Annotated in this window: 14 protein-coding genes; 13 read left to right on the forward strand and 1 reads right to left on the reverse strand. The window is 67.7% G+C overall.

The annotated features are described in order from the left end of the window. Positions 1-581: 581 nt before the first annotated feature. The gene (locus P3H15_RS30815; RefSeq protein ID WP_206016245.1) at positions 582-845 is read left to right on the forward strand and encodes a WhiB family transcriptional regulator; all 264 of its coding nucleotides are present in this window, start codon (positions 582-584) and stop codon (positions 843-845) included. Here P3H15_RS30815 and P3H15_RS30820 read toward each other — a convergent pair whose 3' ends face one another. Beyond that, positions 846-1337, reverse strand: a complete 492-nt coding sequence (locus tag P3H15_RS30820; RefSeq protein ID WP_015890079.1) for a metallopeptidase family protein — start codon at positions 1335-1337, stop codon at positions 846-848. Positions 1338-1417: 80 nt separating this feature from the next. Between P3H15_RS30820 and P3H15_RS30825 the strand changes: the two genes are divergently transcribed. The 12 genes from P3H15_RS30825 to lpqB all read left to right on the forward strand — a co-directional run bounded on the left by P3H15_RS30825 (position 1418) and on the right by lpqB (position 15577). Then, positions 1418-1813: a DUF3499 domain-containing protein gene (locus P3H15_RS30825; RefSeq protein ID WP_276140689.1), complete on the forward strand. Its 396-nt coding sequence runs from the start codon at positions 1418-1420 to the stop codon at positions 1811-1813. Positions 1814-1916: 103 nt separating this feature from the next. Then, positions 1917-3284, forward strand: a complete 1368-nt coding sequence (locus tag P3H15_RS30830; protein WP_276140690.1) for a phosphomannomutase/phosphoglucomutase — start codon at positions 1917-1919, stop codon at positions 3282-3284. Between the two features lie 78 nt (positions 3285-3362). Further along, positions 3363-4442, forward strand: a complete 1080-nt coding sequence (locus tag P3H15_RS30835) for a tobH protein (RefSeq protein WP_276140691.1) — start codon at positions 3363-3365, stop codon at positions 4440-4442. After that, a complete protein-coding gene (gene manA, locus P3H15_RS30840) occupies positions 4442-5674 on the forward strand; it encodes a mannose-6-phosphate isomerase, class I (protein WP_276140692.1) in 1233 nt (410 codons plus the stop codon). Before P3H15_RS30835 ends, manA begins: the two co-directional genes overlap by 1 nt. A 77-nt stretch (positions 5675-5751) precedes the next feature. After that, positions 5752-6678 carry a cation diffusion facilitator family transporter gene (locus P3H15_RS30845; RefSeq protein ID WP_276140693.1) on the forward strand — a complete coding sequence of 309 codons (927 nt, stop codon included), beginning with the start codon at positions 5752-5754 and terminating at the stop codon, positions 6676-6678. 28 nt (positions 6679-6706) lie between these two features. Then, the gene (locus tag P3H15_RS30850; protein WP_276140694.1) at positions 6707-8215 is read left to right on the forward strand and encodes an amino acid permease; all 1509 of its coding nucleotides are present in this window, start codon (positions 6707-6709) and stop codon (positions 8213-8215) included. Between the two features lie 144 nt (positions 8216-8359). Next, entirely contained in the window at positions 8360-8980 is a 621-nt protein-coding gene (locus P3H15_RS30855) for a TetR/AcrR family transcriptional regulator (RefSeq protein WP_072937625.1), read from the forward strand. Positions 8981-9070: 90 nt separating this feature from the next. Beyond that, positions 9071-10555, forward strand: a complete 1485-nt coding sequence (gene ahcY / locus P3H15_RS30860; protein WP_276140695.1) for an adenosylhomocysteinase — start codon at positions 9071-9073, stop codon at positions 10553-10555. 56 nt (positions 10556-10611) lie between these two features. Continuing rightward, positions 10612-11295: a dTMP kinase gene (locus tag P3H15_RS30865; protein ID WP_276140696.1), complete on the forward strand. Its 684-nt coding sequence runs from the start codon at positions 10612-10614 to the stop codon at positions 11293-11295. Positions 11296-11340: 45 nt separating this feature from the next. Beyond that, the gene (mtrA, locus tag P3H15_RS30870; RefSeq protein WP_005240059.1) at positions 11341-12018 is read left to right on the forward strand and encodes an MtrAB system response regulator MtrA; all 678 of its coding nucleotides are present in this window, start codon (positions 11341-11343) and stop codon (positions 12016-12018) included. After that, the gene (mtrB, locus tag P3H15_RS30875) at positions 12015-13787 is read left to right on the forward strand and encodes an MtrAB system histidine kinase MtrB (RefSeq protein WP_276140697.1); all 1773 of its coding nucleotides are present in this window, start codon (positions 12015-12017) and stop codon (positions 13785-13787) included. The genes mtrA and mtrB overlap by 4 nt, the downstream gene beginning before the upstream one ends. After that, positions 13784-15577 (forward strand): MtrAB system accessory lipoprotein LpqB, encoded by a 1794-nt coding sequence (gene lpqB / locus P3H15_RS30880; RefSeq protein ID WP_276140698.1) that lies wholly within the window; start codon positions 13784-13786, stop codon positions 15575-15577. Before mtrB ends, lpqB begins: the two co-directional genes overlap by 4 nt. The last annotated feature ends 24 nt before the right edge of the window (positions 15578-15601 follow it).

Raw genomic sequence — 15601 nt, forward strand, 5'->3', positions numbered from 1 at the left:
CCGAGAAGCCGCCGCACCCCTTGCAGGAACCGGGCCCCACCGACCCCGCCAACCAATACAGTCACGTTCACGGTGCAAGCCTAGGCGGTGGCCGTCGGCGCCCGGTGGGCTGCTTCCCCAGGGCGATTCGAGAGCGCGAAATAGTAATCGACTTTTTGCCGTTAGCTTGACCGCGACACGCTGGGCGTGTCTAATCACAAATATGTCATTCCAACGTTGCGGACGTGGAATCACGTGCAGCGGGGATCAATTCGAACGGTTGTTCGAACGGGGTGGCAGGGGTGTTCGGTTCGGGGTGCATGATCGATCAAAATTTTCTGCGCTATCACAGGTGAGGAGGCGGAACGATGCCCAATGAGCAGCTCGAGTCGGAGACTCGCTGGAGCACAGTAAGCGACGAACCGCAGACCAATTCCGAAGCAGGCGCAGCGGACGGCGTCTGTGTTCAAGAAGTCTGTGTGCAAGAAGACGGTGCGCAACAAATCAGTGTGCAAGAAAGCAATGTGCAAGACAGCAGTGTGAAAGAAATTCCTGTGCCGGAACTCGTCGCGCAGGAAGTCGAGACGGCGGGCCCCCGCCCGGTGTTGAGTCTGGTGACCGGTTTCGACGAATTGTTCGACACCATCGAGGATCAGTGGCAGGAACGTGCACTCTGCGCGCAGACCGACCCTGAGGCCTTCTTCCCCGAAAAGGGGGGCTCCACCCGAGAAGCGAAGCGCATCTGCCTCGGCTGCGAGGTGCGGGACGAATGCCTCGACTACGCACTGGCCAATGACGAGCGGTTCGGTATCTGGGGTGGCCTGTCTGAGCGTGAGCGCCGGCGCCTGAAGCGGGGGATCGTCTAGTCAGTCCTCATCGCCCGGCAGATCCGGGTCGATGACCTCGGGTTCGACTCCGAGGTACGTACTCACCTGCTGTACGAGCACGTCGTGCACCAGGTCGGTGAGATCGTCAGGATCCTTGGCGCGCTGTTCCAGCGGTCGCCGGAACAGGACGACTCGCGCCCGTGTCGTGGATCCGTGCCGGTCGATGCCTGCCGGGATCAACCGGGACAGCGGCACGGGCCCGTCCGCCACGACCTCGGCGGGCCAGTTGACCGAATCCGGGTCGAGCGCATGAATCTTCGGGACTTCGTCGACAGCGATGTCCAACTTCGTGAGGCGTTCACGCCAGCGTGAGTCGATCGGCGCGAACGCCTCCAGAACCACCAGATCGAATTTCTCCGCGCGGCTGCGACGCGCCGGCGCGTCCGGGGGGAACACGGACCCGCGGATCCCACGTCCCCGTCGGTCGACGGATCGGGTGGTGACGGGACGCCTGCGTCGTGCTCTGGACATGGAATGGACATTACGACAGCCGGACACTGTCGGTGTGTCCGAGTAGGTGTCGGGCCTTCGTGCGGCTAGGCTTCTTAGCTGTGAGATCTCTGCGTCGATGCTGCCGCCCCGGGTGCAAGAACCCCGCTGTCGCGACGCTCACGTACGTCTACTCGGACTCGACCGCCGTCGTCGGCCCGCTCGCAACTGTCGACGAACCGCACTCGTGGGATCTGTGCGAAACGCACGCGTCGAGGATCACCGCACCCAAGGGCTGGGAACTGGTTCGGTACGAAGGGGGATTTTCGTCGAGCACCCCGGACGAGGACGATCTGACCGCGCTGGCGGAGGCCGTGCGGGAGGCGGGCCTCGGCGATCGTGGACGGTCCGAGCGGGCCGTGTCCACCGAGGAGCGCGCCGAAACCGGCACCCTGCCCGGCCCGGCTCGTACCGGGCGGCGTGGTCACCTGCGGGTTCTTCCCGACCCTGCCAACTGACGTCCCAGCTCGCCCCGGGCCTGCGGTCCGCGGCGTGCCGTGCCCGCGACGGGCAGGCATTAGGCTTGCGCCAGCACTGGTGCTCGTAAAGGAGAAAACAGAAGTGGCGCGATCAGCCGAGTCCGTACATGCCGTGATCAAGGCTTACGACGTGCGGGGTGTCGTCGGTGAACACATCGATGCCGCGTTCGTGCAGGACGTGGGTGGCGCATTCGCACGACTCGTCCGTGCGGAGAGCGCCACGAAGGTCGTCATCGGTTACGACATGCGTGCGTCGTCCCCGGAACTCGCCCGCGCGTTCGCTGACGGCGTCACCGCCCAGGGTCTGGACGTCGTGCTCATCGGACTCGCGTCCACCGATCAGCTGTATTTCGCTTCGGGACTGTTCGACTGCCCGGGTGCGATGTTCACCGCGAGCCACAACCCGGCGAAGTACAACGGCATCAAGCTGTGCCGCGCGGGCGCGAAGCCGGTGGGGCAGGAGACGGGCCTCGCCGCGATCGCCGCGGAGGTCGTCGACGGGGTGCCCGCGTACGACGGCGCCGCGGGCGAGGTGTCCGAGGAGGACGTGCTCGAGCAGTACGCGAGTTTCGTCCGCGGGCTGGTGAACCTGTCCGACCTCCGGCCGCTGACGGTGGCCGTGGACGCGGGCAACGGCATGGGCGGGCACACCGTCCCCGCAGTGTTCGAGCCGATGCCGGTGAAGCTGCAGCCGCTGTACTTCGAACTCGACGGCACGTTCCCGAACCACGAGGCGAATCCGCTCGACCCGGCCAACCTGGTGGATCTGCAGCGGCACGTCCGGGAGACCGGCGCCGACATCGGTCTGGCCTTCGACGGTGACGCCGACCGCTGCTTCGTGGTCGACGAGCTCGGCAACCCGGTGTCGCCGTCCGCAGTGACGGCCCTGGTGGCCGAGCGTGAGCTCGCCAAGGAGCCGGGCGCCACCGTCATCCACAACCTCATCACCTCCCGCGCCGTGCCGGAACTGGTCACCGAACTGGGTGGACACCCGGTGCGCACCCGGGTCGGGCATTCGTTCATCAAGCAGCAGATGGCCGAGACGGGGGCGATCTTCGGTGGCGAGCACTCCGCTCACTACTACTTCCGCGATTTCTGGGGCGCCGACTCCGGCATGCTCGCCGGGCTGCACGTCCTCGCGGCACTGGGGGAGCAGGACCGGCCGCTGTCCGAACTGATGGCCAAGTACGAGCGGTACGCGGCGTCCGGAGAGATCAATTCGACGGTGTCGGACGCCACCGAGCGGACCGACGCGGTGGTGGCGGCGTTCGCCGATCGCACCGCGGGTGTCGACCGGCTCGACGGTGTCACGGTCGAGTTGCAGGGCGACGCGTGGTTCAACCTGCGCGCCTCCAACACCGAACCGCTGCTGCGACTCAACGTCGAAGCGCCCACGACGGCAGACGTAGATGCACTCGTTACCGAGATATTGGGCATCGTCCGAGCCTGACTGCCATAGTTGGAATAACAAGGTTCTGCTCGTGCTGCGAATGTGGCTTGCACTGACGAAGAAAGGGGGTGCGGTGTCATGACAGCGCCGACGCCCCTGCTCGATCTGGACGACGGGGACGCACTGGTTTCCGCGGACACCGAGGGCGTACTCCGTTCCGCCGCAATGGGTGGTGCCCAGATCCGGGCCACCCGGTCCGCGGTCGAGGAAGGGGCTCTCGAACGACTGCAGGGGCTGCGTCCGCGCAGCGTGGTGGTGGTCACCGGCGCGGGTCGGGCCGGCCGCGGTGCCGGGATCCTGACGGCAGTCCTCGCCGAACGGATCGGATTTCCGCTGGTGCGCGCCACCCGGACCCCCGTCTGGGTGGGCCCGCTCGACGTGGTCGTGGTGGCCGGCGACGACGCAGGCGACCCCCGTCTCGTGCAGGCCGTCGACGCGGCGGTCCGGCGCGGCGCCGAAGTGGTGGTCGCGGCACCGGACGAGGGACCCTTGCAGGCGGCAGCGGCCGGACGCGTCGTCATGTTCGCGCCGCGGGTCCGGGCACTGACCCGGCACGGTCTGCTCCGGTACTTCGCGGTTCTGCTGGCCGTCCTGCGGGTGGTCGGTTCGGAACGCTGGGGCGACGAGGTCCCCGACCTCGAGCAACTCGCCGACGCGGTCGACGGTGAGGCGCTGCGGGACCGGCCGAACAGTGAGGTGTTCCACAACCCGGCGAAGTCTCTGGCCTCCCGCATGCAGGGACGCCGCATCGTGCTGACCGGTGATACGGAGAGCACGGTGGAGTTGGCCCGGCACGGCGCCGAGGCGCTGTTGCACGCCGGCCGCGTGGCGACGGCGTCGGAGCTTCCGGACGTGCTGAGTGCAGCGGGCACGTTCCGCGTCGACCAGGCGCTCTCCGCGCACGACTCGATCTTCCACGATCCCGAACTGGACGGTCCGCCGCCGGCGAGCCCGGTGCGCACGTTCGTGTTGTCGGCCGATGCCGACCGGATGCTCGTCGAACGCAGGATCGCGGTCCTGGGCGACGTCGACCTCGTCGTCGCGTCGTCCGACGAGGGGCCGGTTCCCTCGCAGCGCCCCGAATTGGAACAGGCGGCGGTCCTGGTCGGCAGGCTCGACATGACTGCCGCGTATCTACAGTTGATCGGCGGTATCTAGTGCACCGACTCGAAGGTGCGCTCCGGTCCTACGCGTGGGGATCGCGCACCGCCATCGCACAGCTGCGCGGACTTCCGGTTCCCACGGCTCATCCGGAGGCGGAACTGTGGCTGGGCGCGCACCCCGGTGATCCCGCCCGCGTCATCACCGACGAGGGGCCCCGGTCTCTTCTGGACCTGGTGCACGCGGAGCCCGAACGCCAGCTCGGGAAGCGCAGTGTCGAGACGTTCGGCGAGCGCCTCCCGTTCCTCCTGAAGTTGCTCGCGTCGGAGGAACCGTTGTCGCTGCAGGCGCACCCGAGCGCCGAGCAGGCGTGGGAGGGCTTCGCCCGGGAGAACGAGGTGGGAATCCCCCTCGAGTCCTCCGTGCGCAACTACAAGGACGCCAGCCACAAACCCGAACTCGTCGTGGCCCTCAGCAGGTTCCACGCGCTCGCCGGTTTCCGGGATCCTCAGCGCACGGTCAAGCTGCTCGAGGCGATCGCCGTTCCGGAACTGCAGCCCTACGTCGGCCTGATTGCCGGCCAACCCGACTCGGACGGTCTCCGAGCGCTGTTCACCACGTGGATCACGTTGCCGCAGCCCGTGCTCGGTGCGCTGATGCCGAGGGTGCTCGACGGATGCGTCGACTATCTGTCGAACACCAAGGACGGTGAATTCGCGGCGGAGGTCCGCACTGCCCTCGAACTGAGCGAGGTGTACCCGGGGGATGCGGGTGTGCTCGCCGCGCTCCTGCTGAACCGGGTCACCCTCGAACCGGGGCAGGGTCTGTACCTCGACGCCGGCAACCTCCACGCCTACCTGCACGGGATGGCGGTCGAGATCATGGCGAACTCCGACAACGTGCTGCGCGGGGGACTGACGCCGAAGCACGTGGACGTACCGGAACTGCTGCGTGTCCTCGACTTCGACACCGTCGACATTCCGATCCTGGAGGCTCGGGAGAGTCCGGGCGGGGGCGAATTCGTGTATTCGACGCCGGCGCCGGAATTCGTCCTCGCGCGGATCGACCTGTCACCGGACGGCCCGACGGAGCACCGGCTCGACTCGGAGGGGCCGCACATTCTGCTGTGCACCTCGGGTTCGGTGGCGCTGCGGTGTGGATCCGACGGCCTCGAACTCTCCCAGGGAAACGCCGTCTGGATCGCGGCCGAGGACCCCGAAGTGGTGGTGACGGCGGGCACCGAGTGCGCCCAGTTGTTCAGTGCGAGGGTCGGCTCCCTGATCGCGTAGCCTGTGAGCGCCCTGCGATCCGGGAAGGCCTCCGCGAGCCCGTCGTGAGGGTCGTGTGCGACCGAGAGGAGAGTCAGTTGTCGGCTCATGGGGGAAAGAAGGCGATTCTCGCCGCGCTCGGCGCCAATGCCGGCATCGCGGTAGCCAAGTTCGCCGGCTTCCTGATCACCGGCTCGTCGTCCATGCTGGCGGAATCCGTGCACTCGGTGGCCGATACCTCCAATCAGGGCCTGCTCCTGCTCGGCCAGAAGAAGGCCGAACGCGCCGCCGACGATCTACACCAGTTCGGTTACGGGCGCAGCCGCTACTTCTATTCGTTCGTCGTCGCGCTCGTGTTGTTCAGCCTCGGTTCGCTGTTCGCGATCTACGAGGGCGTCCACAAGATCCAGCATCCCGAGGAACTGTCGTCGCCACTCGTGGCGGTGGTCATCCTGGTGATCGCCATCGCGCTCGAGGGGTTCAGCTTCCTCACCGCCATGCGGGAGTCGCGTCCGCTCAAGGGCCAGGCGAGCTGGTGGGGATTCATCCGCACGTCGCGCAGCCCGGAGCTACCCGTCGTGCTTCTCGAGGACACCGGCGCACTGGTCGGTCTCGTGCTCGCGCTCGGCGGTGTCGGTCTGACGATGCTCACCGGCGATCCGGTGTGGGACGGCGTCGGCACCCTCTGCATCGGCGCCTTGCTCGGCGTCATCGCGATCATCCTCATCGTCGAGATGCAGAGCCTGCTGATCGGTGAGGGCGCCACCGCCGACGAGGCGGCGAAGATTCTCGCCGCCCTCGCCGACGGCGAGAAGATCGAGCGCGTCATCCACTGCAAGACGCAGTACCTCGGGCCCGAGGAAATCCTCGTGGCGGCGAAAGTGGCGATGGCCCCCGGTTCGGATATCTTCGCGATCGCCGAGGCCATCGACGAGGCCGAGGCGCGGGTGCGGGGCGCAGTCCCGGCGGCTCGCCGCATCTACATCGAACCCGACCTGTTCCGGGCAACCGAAGGCATAGGCTGAACGGCAACTTTCGATTGAGGAGGCTGATGTGGCCATCCAGGACAAAGGCAGCGGAGGACCGGATATCGGCGGCAGGCCGACCGGATTGTTCCGCACCAAGTCGATCGAGCAGTCGATCCGCGACACCGACGAACCGGAGACCAAACTCCGCAAGGATCTGACGGCGTGGGACCTGACCGTCTTCGGTGTCGCCGTCGTCATCGGTGCCGGCATCTTCACGCTCACCGCGCGCACCGCAGGCAACGTCGCGGGTCCCTCGGTGTCGGCGGCGTTCGTCATCGCCGCCATCGCGTGCGGCCTCGCCGCGCTCTGCTACGCGGAGTTCGCCTCGACCGTTCCGGTCGCGGGCAGCGCGTACACGTTCTCCTATGCGACGTTCGGTGAACTGATCGCGTGGATCATCGGCTGGGACCTCATCCTCGAATTCGCGCTCGCCGCGTCGGTCGTGGCGAAGGGCTGGTCGCTCTATCTCGGCGAGGTGATCGGCAACCATTCGCCGATCGCGCAGATCGGCTCGGTCACATTCGACTGGGGCGCGGTACTCATCGTCGCGATCATCACCGTCGTGCTGGCGACGGGCACCAAGCTGTCGTCGCGCGTCTCACTCGTGATCACCTCGATCAAGGTGGCCGTCGTCCTGGTCGTCGTGGTCGTCGGTGCGTTCTACATCGACCCCGACAACTACTCGCCGTACATTCCGCCGTCCGAGGCGGGCAGCACGGGCGAGGGTATCCATCAGTCCCTGTTCTCGTACGCCACGGGTGCGGGCGGCAGCACGTTCGGCTGGTACGGGCTGCTCGCGGCGGCGAGCCTCGTATTCTTCGCGTTCATCGGGTTCGACATCGTCGCCACCACCGCCGAGGAGACGAAGAATCCGCAGAAGGCGCTGCCCCGCGGAATCCTGGGCTCCCTGCTGATCGTGACGATCCTGTACGTGGCGGTGACGCTGGTGCTCACCGGCATGGTCGACTACCACGAATTGGCCGGGGACAGTTCCAATCTGGCCACCGCCTTCGGCATTCACGGGATCACGTGGGCGAAGAACCTGATCTCGTTCGGTGCACTGGCCGGCCTGACCACCGTGGTGATGGTCCTCATGCTCGGGCAGACCCGCGTGCTGTTCGCCATGTCCCGGGACGGGCTGATGCCGAGGCGGCTGGCGCCGACCGGCAAGCACGGCACCCCCGTTCGGATCACCGTGCTCGTCGGTGTCGTGGTGGCCGTGCTGGCGGGCGTCTTCCCGATCGGCACCCTCGAGGAAATGGTGAACATCGGAACGCTGTTCGCGTTCGTCCTCGTGTCGATCGGTGTGATCGTGCTGCGCCGCACCCGCCCGGACCTGCCCCGCGGATTCCGGGTCCCGTTCGTGCCGGTGGTGCCCATCCTCGCGGTTCTCGCCTGCCTGTGGCTGATGGTCAACCTGTCCGTCGAGACGTGGATCCGGTTCATCGTGTGGATGGTGCTCGGTGTGATCATCTATTTCGCCTACAGTCGCCGTCACTCGATGATGGAGCGGCGGAGCCGCGGCGAGGTCTGACACGCCCGAGGGTGTCCTGCTGGGGCGCAGGGGGTTTCGGTGCCTCGCGGTGGTGCGCCGCCGTAATTCGTTGGGATGACCCCCCGGACGAGCGGAGTCGACCGGATTACGGTGCGGCGAAAGCGGGGCACTAAGGTCGTCGCCATGACTTCGTCGCGTGTCCGGGTGCCCTATCAGGAGGCTGCGCGGCTGCTGCTGCGTCAGTCGGTGCTGGACGCGATGCGGGATCTCCTGTTCGAGAAGGACTGGTCCGACATCACGATGTCGGATGTCGCGGCCGGCGCCGGGGTGAGCAGGCAGACGCTCTACAACGAATTCAAGTCCCGGCAGGGGCTGGCGGAGGCGTATGCGCTCCGGCTCGCCGACGAACTGGTCGACGCGGTCGACGAGGCGCTGGTGACGAACGTCGGGCAGGGCCGCGCCGCGCTGCTCGCCGGTTTCACCGCGTTCTTCGCGGCCAGCCTGTCCGACCCTCTGGTGCAGTCACTTCTGCGCGGCGAGACCAAGCCCGACCTGCTGCGACTGATCACGACCGAGAGCGCCCCGATCATCGAGCGGGCGTCGACGCGGCTCGCCGAGGTGTTCCAGCGGGGCTGGGTGCGGGCGAACCCGTCGGACGCGGGAATCCTCAGCCGCGCCATCGTGCGTCTCGCTATGAGCTACATCTCGATGCCACCCGAATCCGAGGCCAACGTCGCCGAGGATCTGGGTGCTCTTCTGGGGCCTTTCGTGGACGAGGCGGTCGGCGGAGCCGATCGGGAATGATCGCCCGGCCGCGCAGCCTCACGTGAGTGTGACCCCCGGGCCGCAGTACCGATAGCCTTGACCGAAACAGCAGTCAACCAGGAGAGGCAGATGACGACCTCAGTTTCAACCACGCCCGTGGCCGAGAGCCGTAACGGGATCGATTTCAAGGTGGCGGACCTTTCGCTCGCCGAGTTCGGCCGCAAGGAGATCCGGCTCGCCGAGCACGAGATGCCGGGACTGATGGCCCTCCGTCGCGAGTACGCAGAGGTGCTGCCGCTCAAGGGTGCTCGCATCTCCGGTTCGCTGCACATGACCATCCAGACGGCCGTGCTCATCGAGACGCTCACCGCGCTGGGCGCCGAGGTCCGCTGGGCCTCGTGCAACATCTTCTCGACGCAGGATCACGCCGCCGCCGCGATCGTCGTCGGCCCCCACGGCACACCGGAGGAGCCGCAGGGCACCCCGGTCTTCGCGTGGAAGGGCGAGACGCTCGAGGAGTACTGGTGGGCCGCCGAGCAGATGCTCACCTGGCCGGACGCCGACAAGCCGGCGAACATGATCCTCGACGACGGCGGCGACGCCACGATGCTCGTCCTCAAGGGTGCGCAGTTCGAGAAGGCGGGCGTCGTGCCGCCCACCGACGACGACCAGGATTCCGACGAGTACAAGGTGTTCCTCGCCCTGCTGCGTCAGTCCCTCGAGGCGGACAAGACCAAGTGGACGAAGGTCGCGGAGTCGGTCCAGGGCGTCACCGAGGAGACCACGACCGGTGTCCTGCGTCTGTACCAGGTCGCTGCTGCCGGTGAACTCGTCTTCCCGGCCATCAACGTCAACGACTCGGTCACGAAGAGCAAGTTCGACAACAAGTACGGCACCCGCCACTCGTTGCTCGACGGCATCAACCGCGGCACCGACGTGCTGATCGGCGGCAAGGCCGCACTCGTCTGCGGTTACGGCGACGTCGGCAAGGGCTGCGCCGAGGCGCTGCGCGGGCAGGGTGCCCGCGTCGCGGTCACCGAGGTCGACCCCATCAACGCCCTCCAGGCACTGATGGACGGCTTCGAGGTGAAGACGGTCGAGCAGGCCATCGGCTGGGCCGACATCATCATCACGTCCACGGGCAACAAGGACATCATCACGTTCGATCACATGAAGCAGATGAAGCACCAGGCCATCCTGGGCAACATCGGTCACTTCGACAACGAGATCGACATGGCCGGCCTCGAGCGTTCCGGTGAGATCACCCGCATCAACATCAAGCCGCAGGTGGACGAGTTCCGGTTCAAGGACGGCCACTCGATCATCGTGCTGTCCGAGGGCCGCCTGCTGAACCTCGGCAACGCGACCGGCCACCCCTCGTTCGTGATGAGCAACAGCTTCTCCAACCAGGTGATCGCCCAGATCGAGCTGTGGACGAAGCCGGAAGAGTACGACAACGAGGTGTACCGCCTCCCGAAGCACCTCGACGAGAAGGTCGCGAAGATCCACGTCGAGGCCCTCGGTGGCACCCTCACCAAGCTCACCAAGGAGCAGGCGGAGTACATCGGCGTCGACGTCGAGGGCCCGTTCAAGCCCGAGCACTACCGGTACTAGAGGCTGCGGCGTCCCCCGGTCCGTCGCGTGCGGGCCGGGGGATAGCCTTTCTCCCCGTGGGAACACTGATTGCGCTGGAAGGCCTGGACGGCGCGGGCAAGCGGACACTCGTCGGCGCGGTCGTGGCCCGCCTCGCCGAACGGGGTCTGACGGTCGGCACCCTCGACTTTCCGCGGTACGGCAGGTCCGTGCACGCCGATCTGGCGTCCGAGGCGCTCAAGGGCGCGCACGGGGACCTCGCCGACTCCGTGCACGCGATGGCCGTCATGTTCGCGCTGGACCGGTCCGGTGCCGTCGGCGAGCTGTCCGCACTGCTCGCCGGCCACGATCTGGTGATCCTCGACCGCTATGTGGCGTCCAACGCCGCGTACGGCGCGGCCCGGTTGCACCAGGCGGCGGACGGGGAGTTCGTGGGCTGGGTGGAGGACCTCGAATTCGAGCGGCTGGGGCTGCCCCGACCCGACCTGCAGCTGTACCTGGACGTTCCCGTGGCGCTCGCCGCGCAACGCGCCCGTGGCCGCGAATCGGCGGATGCCAGCCGGTCGCTCGACGCCTACGAACGCGACCGTGGGCTGCAGGAACGCACCGGTGAGGTGTACCGCGAGCTGGCCGTGAAGGACTGGATTTCGCCGTGGTGGGTGCTCACCCCGGACACCGATCCGGCCACGCTCGCCGAAAACCTGGCACTCTTGAGTGACGACACGGCACGCCGTGACGAGAAAGAACACGGCACGCCGTAACGGCGAACGGGCTGTTACGGCCTCCGAAGATGCAACGATAGGGACATGAAGCCAAGGATTCTGGTTGTCGACGACGACACTGCGCTCGCGGAGATGCTCACGATCGTGCTCCGCGGCGAAGGATTCGATCCGTATGTGGTGGGGGACGGGACCCAGGCGCTCACCGCGGTCCGGGAGACACGCCCCGACCTGGTGCTGCTCGACCTGATGCTGCCCGGCATGAACGGCATCGACGTGTGCCGTGTCCTGCGGGCCGATTCCGGTGTTCCCATCGTGATGCTGACCGCGAAGACGGACACCGTCGACGTGGTCCTCGGATTGGAATCCGGCGCGGACGACTACATCATGAAGCCGTTCAAGCCCAAGGAACTGGTGGCTCGGGTCCGGGCTCGGCTTCGCCGGACCGAGGACGAGCCGGCCGAGCTGCTCAGCATCGCCGACATCGTCATCGACGTCCCCGCCCACAAGGTGAGCCGGGGCGAAGAACTGATCTCACTCACCCCCCTCGAGTTCGACCTGCTGGTGGCTCTGGCGCGCAAGCCGCGACAGGTGTTCACCCGTGAGGTGCTGCTCGAGCAGGTGTGGGGTTACCGACATGCGGCCGACACCCGACTGGTCAACGTGCACGTGCAGCGCCTGCGCGCCAAGGTCGAGACTGATCCCGAGAATCCCGAAGTGGTTTTGACGGTCAGGGGGGTCGGCTACAAGGCCGGACCGCCGTGACAGGTGTTTCCCGATGGCGGCGTCGTGTCAACCGACGCGTTTCGCCGATCCTTCGGTGGGGTCACTCACTGAGCAATACCCTCGCGCACACGTGGCGTCGTTCGCTGCAGCTGAGGGTCGTCGTCTCGACGTTGACGTTGTCGCTCATCGTCATCGTCGTGCTCGGCGTCGTGCTGACGAGTCAGATCACCGACCGTCTGCTCGAGACGAAGATCAACGCGGCCACCGAGGAGATGGACCGTGCCCGGAGCACGGTCGAGGGCCAGCTGGCAGGCGCGGACGACAGCAGTTCGCCCACCACGCAGCTCGACGGCGCCAGGGCTGCCCTGACGAATCGTGAACCCGACGCCGGGCAGGCGTCGGGTTCGGCGGGCACGTTCGACCCGGTGCTGATCGTGCCCGGCGACGGCCCCCGCGCGCCGACGTCGAGTGGTCCGGCGGACCAGATCCCGGAATCGCTGCGGGCGTTCGTCCAGGCCGGTCAGGTGGCGTACCAGTTCGCCACCGTGAACGATCCGGAAGGCTATTCGGGGCCGGCGCTGATCGTCGGGAGCCCGACCGCGTCGGCGATCTCCACACTCGAGCTGTACCTGGTGTTCCCGCTGGCCAGTGAGGACCGCAGCCTGTCGTTGGTCCGCGGCACGCTGCTGGTGGGTGGCGCCGTGCTCGCCGTGCTGCTCGCGGCCATCGCGCTCCTCGTCGCCCGGCAGGTGGTTCTGCCCATCCGGTCGGCGTCACGGATCGCGGTGCGTTTCGCGGACGGCCGGTTGAAGGAACGCATGCCCGTGCGCGGCGAGGACGACATGGCCCGGCTGGCGATGTCGTTCAACGAGATGGCGGAGAGTCTGTCCAAGCAGATCACCCAGCTCGAGGAGTTCGGCAACCTCCAGAAGAGATTCACCTCCGACGTGAGCCACGAACTGCGGACGCCGCTGACGACGGTGCGCATGGCGGCCGACCTCATTCACGACGGCAGCGACGATCTCGACCCCGTGCTGCGGCGGTCCTCGGAGTTGCTGGTCGCGGAACTCGACCGGTTCGAGGGGCTGCTGGCCGATCTCCTCGAGATCAGCAGGCACGACGCCGGCGTCGCGGAACTGGCCGCCGAGCAACTCGACGTCCGGATGTGTGCGCGCGCGGCGATCTCGACCGTCCGCCATCTCGCGCGCGAGAGCGGGACCGAACTGATCGTGGACCTGCCCGATCAGGCGGTGATGGCCGAGGTGGATCCGCGTCGGGTCGAGCGCATCCTGCGGAACCTGCTGGCGAACGCGATCGATCACGGAGAAGGCAAACCGGTGCTGCTGCGCGTGCGCGCCGACGACAGCGCTGTGGCGTTCATCGTGCGCGACCAGGGCGTGGGCCTGCGGCCGGGCGAGGAGAAGTTGGTGTTCAACAGGTTCTGGCGGTCCGATCCGTCGCGCGTGCGGCGGTCGGGCGGTACCGGCCTCGGACTCGCGATCAGTGTGGAGGACGCGAATCTCCACGACGGCAGGCTCGAGGCGTGGGGTGAACCCGGTCAGGGCGCCTGCTTCCGGTTGACGCTGCCCCGCGTCCGGGGACGCAAGGTCGTGTCGAGCCCGCTGCCGCTGAAACCGGGAACCGCGAAATACGTTCAAGGACAGCCGGTTCCGGGCGACGACACGTTGCCGGTGCGCAACGAGACCCCGGAGGCGGCGGCCGACGAGTCCCGCACGATTCCCCAGCAACGTGAGCGTGCGCACGTCGGTGACCGGGACGGTGCGCACGTGCCGGAGTCGGACCTGTGACGCCCGGCCGGCGATCCGCCCTGCAGTCGCGGTCGGTGTGCGGTGCGATCGCCCTCGCGGTGCTCGTGACCGTCAGCGGGTGCGCGAGCCTCCCGGATTCGTCCACCCCGCAGGCGATCGGCACGATCAACCGTGACTCGCCGGGCTCGAGTGTCGCGGCCCCGGCGCCGGGACGCGAACCCGACCTGCTGCTGCGCGACTTCTTCAAGGCCAGCACCGATCCGACCGACCGGCACCTCGCTGCCCGCCAGTTCCTCACCCCCGGTGTGTCCGGCAGGTGGGACGACGCGGCCAGCGCCACCATCGTCGACAAGGTCGACGTGCTCCCGGAGACCCGGTCGGCCGACCAGGCGACGTACACGATCCGCGCCAACAAGGTGGGTCAGCTCGAGCCCGGTGGGTTGTACGTGGCGGAGGAGGGCAGTTTCGAAACGAAGATCAGTCTCGAGCTGCAGGGCGGCGAATGGCGGATCTCCGAACTCCCCGCAGGCGTGATCCTCGATCGGGCACAGTTCCTGAACACGTACCAGCGCAAGTCGCTGTACTTCCTCGACCCGGCCGGGACGACGGTCGTGCCGGACCCGCGCTGGGTGTCGGGCGCCCAGGACCAGATGGCGTCGCAGCTGATCGGCCTGCTGATCGACGGGCCCAAGGCCGCGCTCGCCCCGGCCGTCCGCAACGAACTCGGTGACGGGATCTCGGTGCGCGGCCCGATCACGAAGGCCGATGGCCGCACCGCGCAGGTCGGGGTGGGGCTCGGCGGGATCCGGATCGACTTCGCCGGCGTGCCGCCGATGGACGCGCAGCAGAAGCAGCTGTTCGCGGCGCAGGTGATCTGGACGCTGGCCAACGCGGAGATCTCGGGCCCCTACGTGCTGCTCGCCGACGGCGAGCCGTTCGACGAGCGGTTCCCGAACGGGTGGACCACCGCCGACGTCGCGTCCATGAACCCGTTCGCGACGTCCAGCGCCACCGTCGGCCTGCACGCGCTGCGCGAGGGGTCGATGGTGAGCGTCACCGAGACCGGTGTCACCCCGGTGCCCGGGTACTTCGGTTCGGCCCGCAACATGCGGTCGCTCGCGCTGTCGCAGGACGGGAAACTGGTCGCCGCGGTCGCGGACACCGGGCGTCCCGCGCCGGAACCCGCGAGTTCGCTGATGGTCGGGGCGTACGAGGACGGTGCCGCATCGGTGCTCGAGGGTGGCGCCATCACCCGCCCCACGTGGGCGCCCGACAACTCGGCGATCTGGGCAGCGGTCAACGGCAACACGGTCATTCGGGTGTTGCGCGAGCCCGGCACCGGCCGGACGTCGGTGGTCAACGTCGACGCCGGCGCCGTCACCGCACTGGGCGCCACGATCACCGAGTTGCGCCTGTCCCGCGACGGGGTGCGTGCGGCACTGATCGTCGACGGCAAGGTCTATCTCGCCATCGTGACCCAGACGCCGGGTGGTCAGTTCGCGTTGACGAATCCTCGTGCGGTCGCGATCGGACTGGGCAGCCCGGCGCTGTCCCTGGACTGGAGCACGAGCGACACGATCGTCGTCGCGCGTGCGGCGTCGGACATCCCGGTGGTGCAGGTGGCTGTCGACGGTTCGCGGATGGACGCGCTGCCGAGTCGCAACCTGACCGCGCCGGTGGTGGCCGTGGACGCGTCGACGACCACGGAGTTCGTCGCCGACTCCCGGGCGGTGTTCCAGTTGAACAACAACGATCCGGCCGGCGACCGGTACTGGCGGGAGGTTCCCGGGTTGACGGGTGTGAAGGCGATCCCGGTCCTGCCGGGCTGAGGCCGCCGGTGCGGACCGGCTGTC

This window comes from Rhodococcus sp. T2V, from assembly GCF_029269925.1.
Classification (GTDB): Bacteria; Actinomycetota; Actinomycetes; order Mycobacteriales; family Mycobacteriaceae; genus Rhodococcus_F; species Rhodococcus_F koreensis.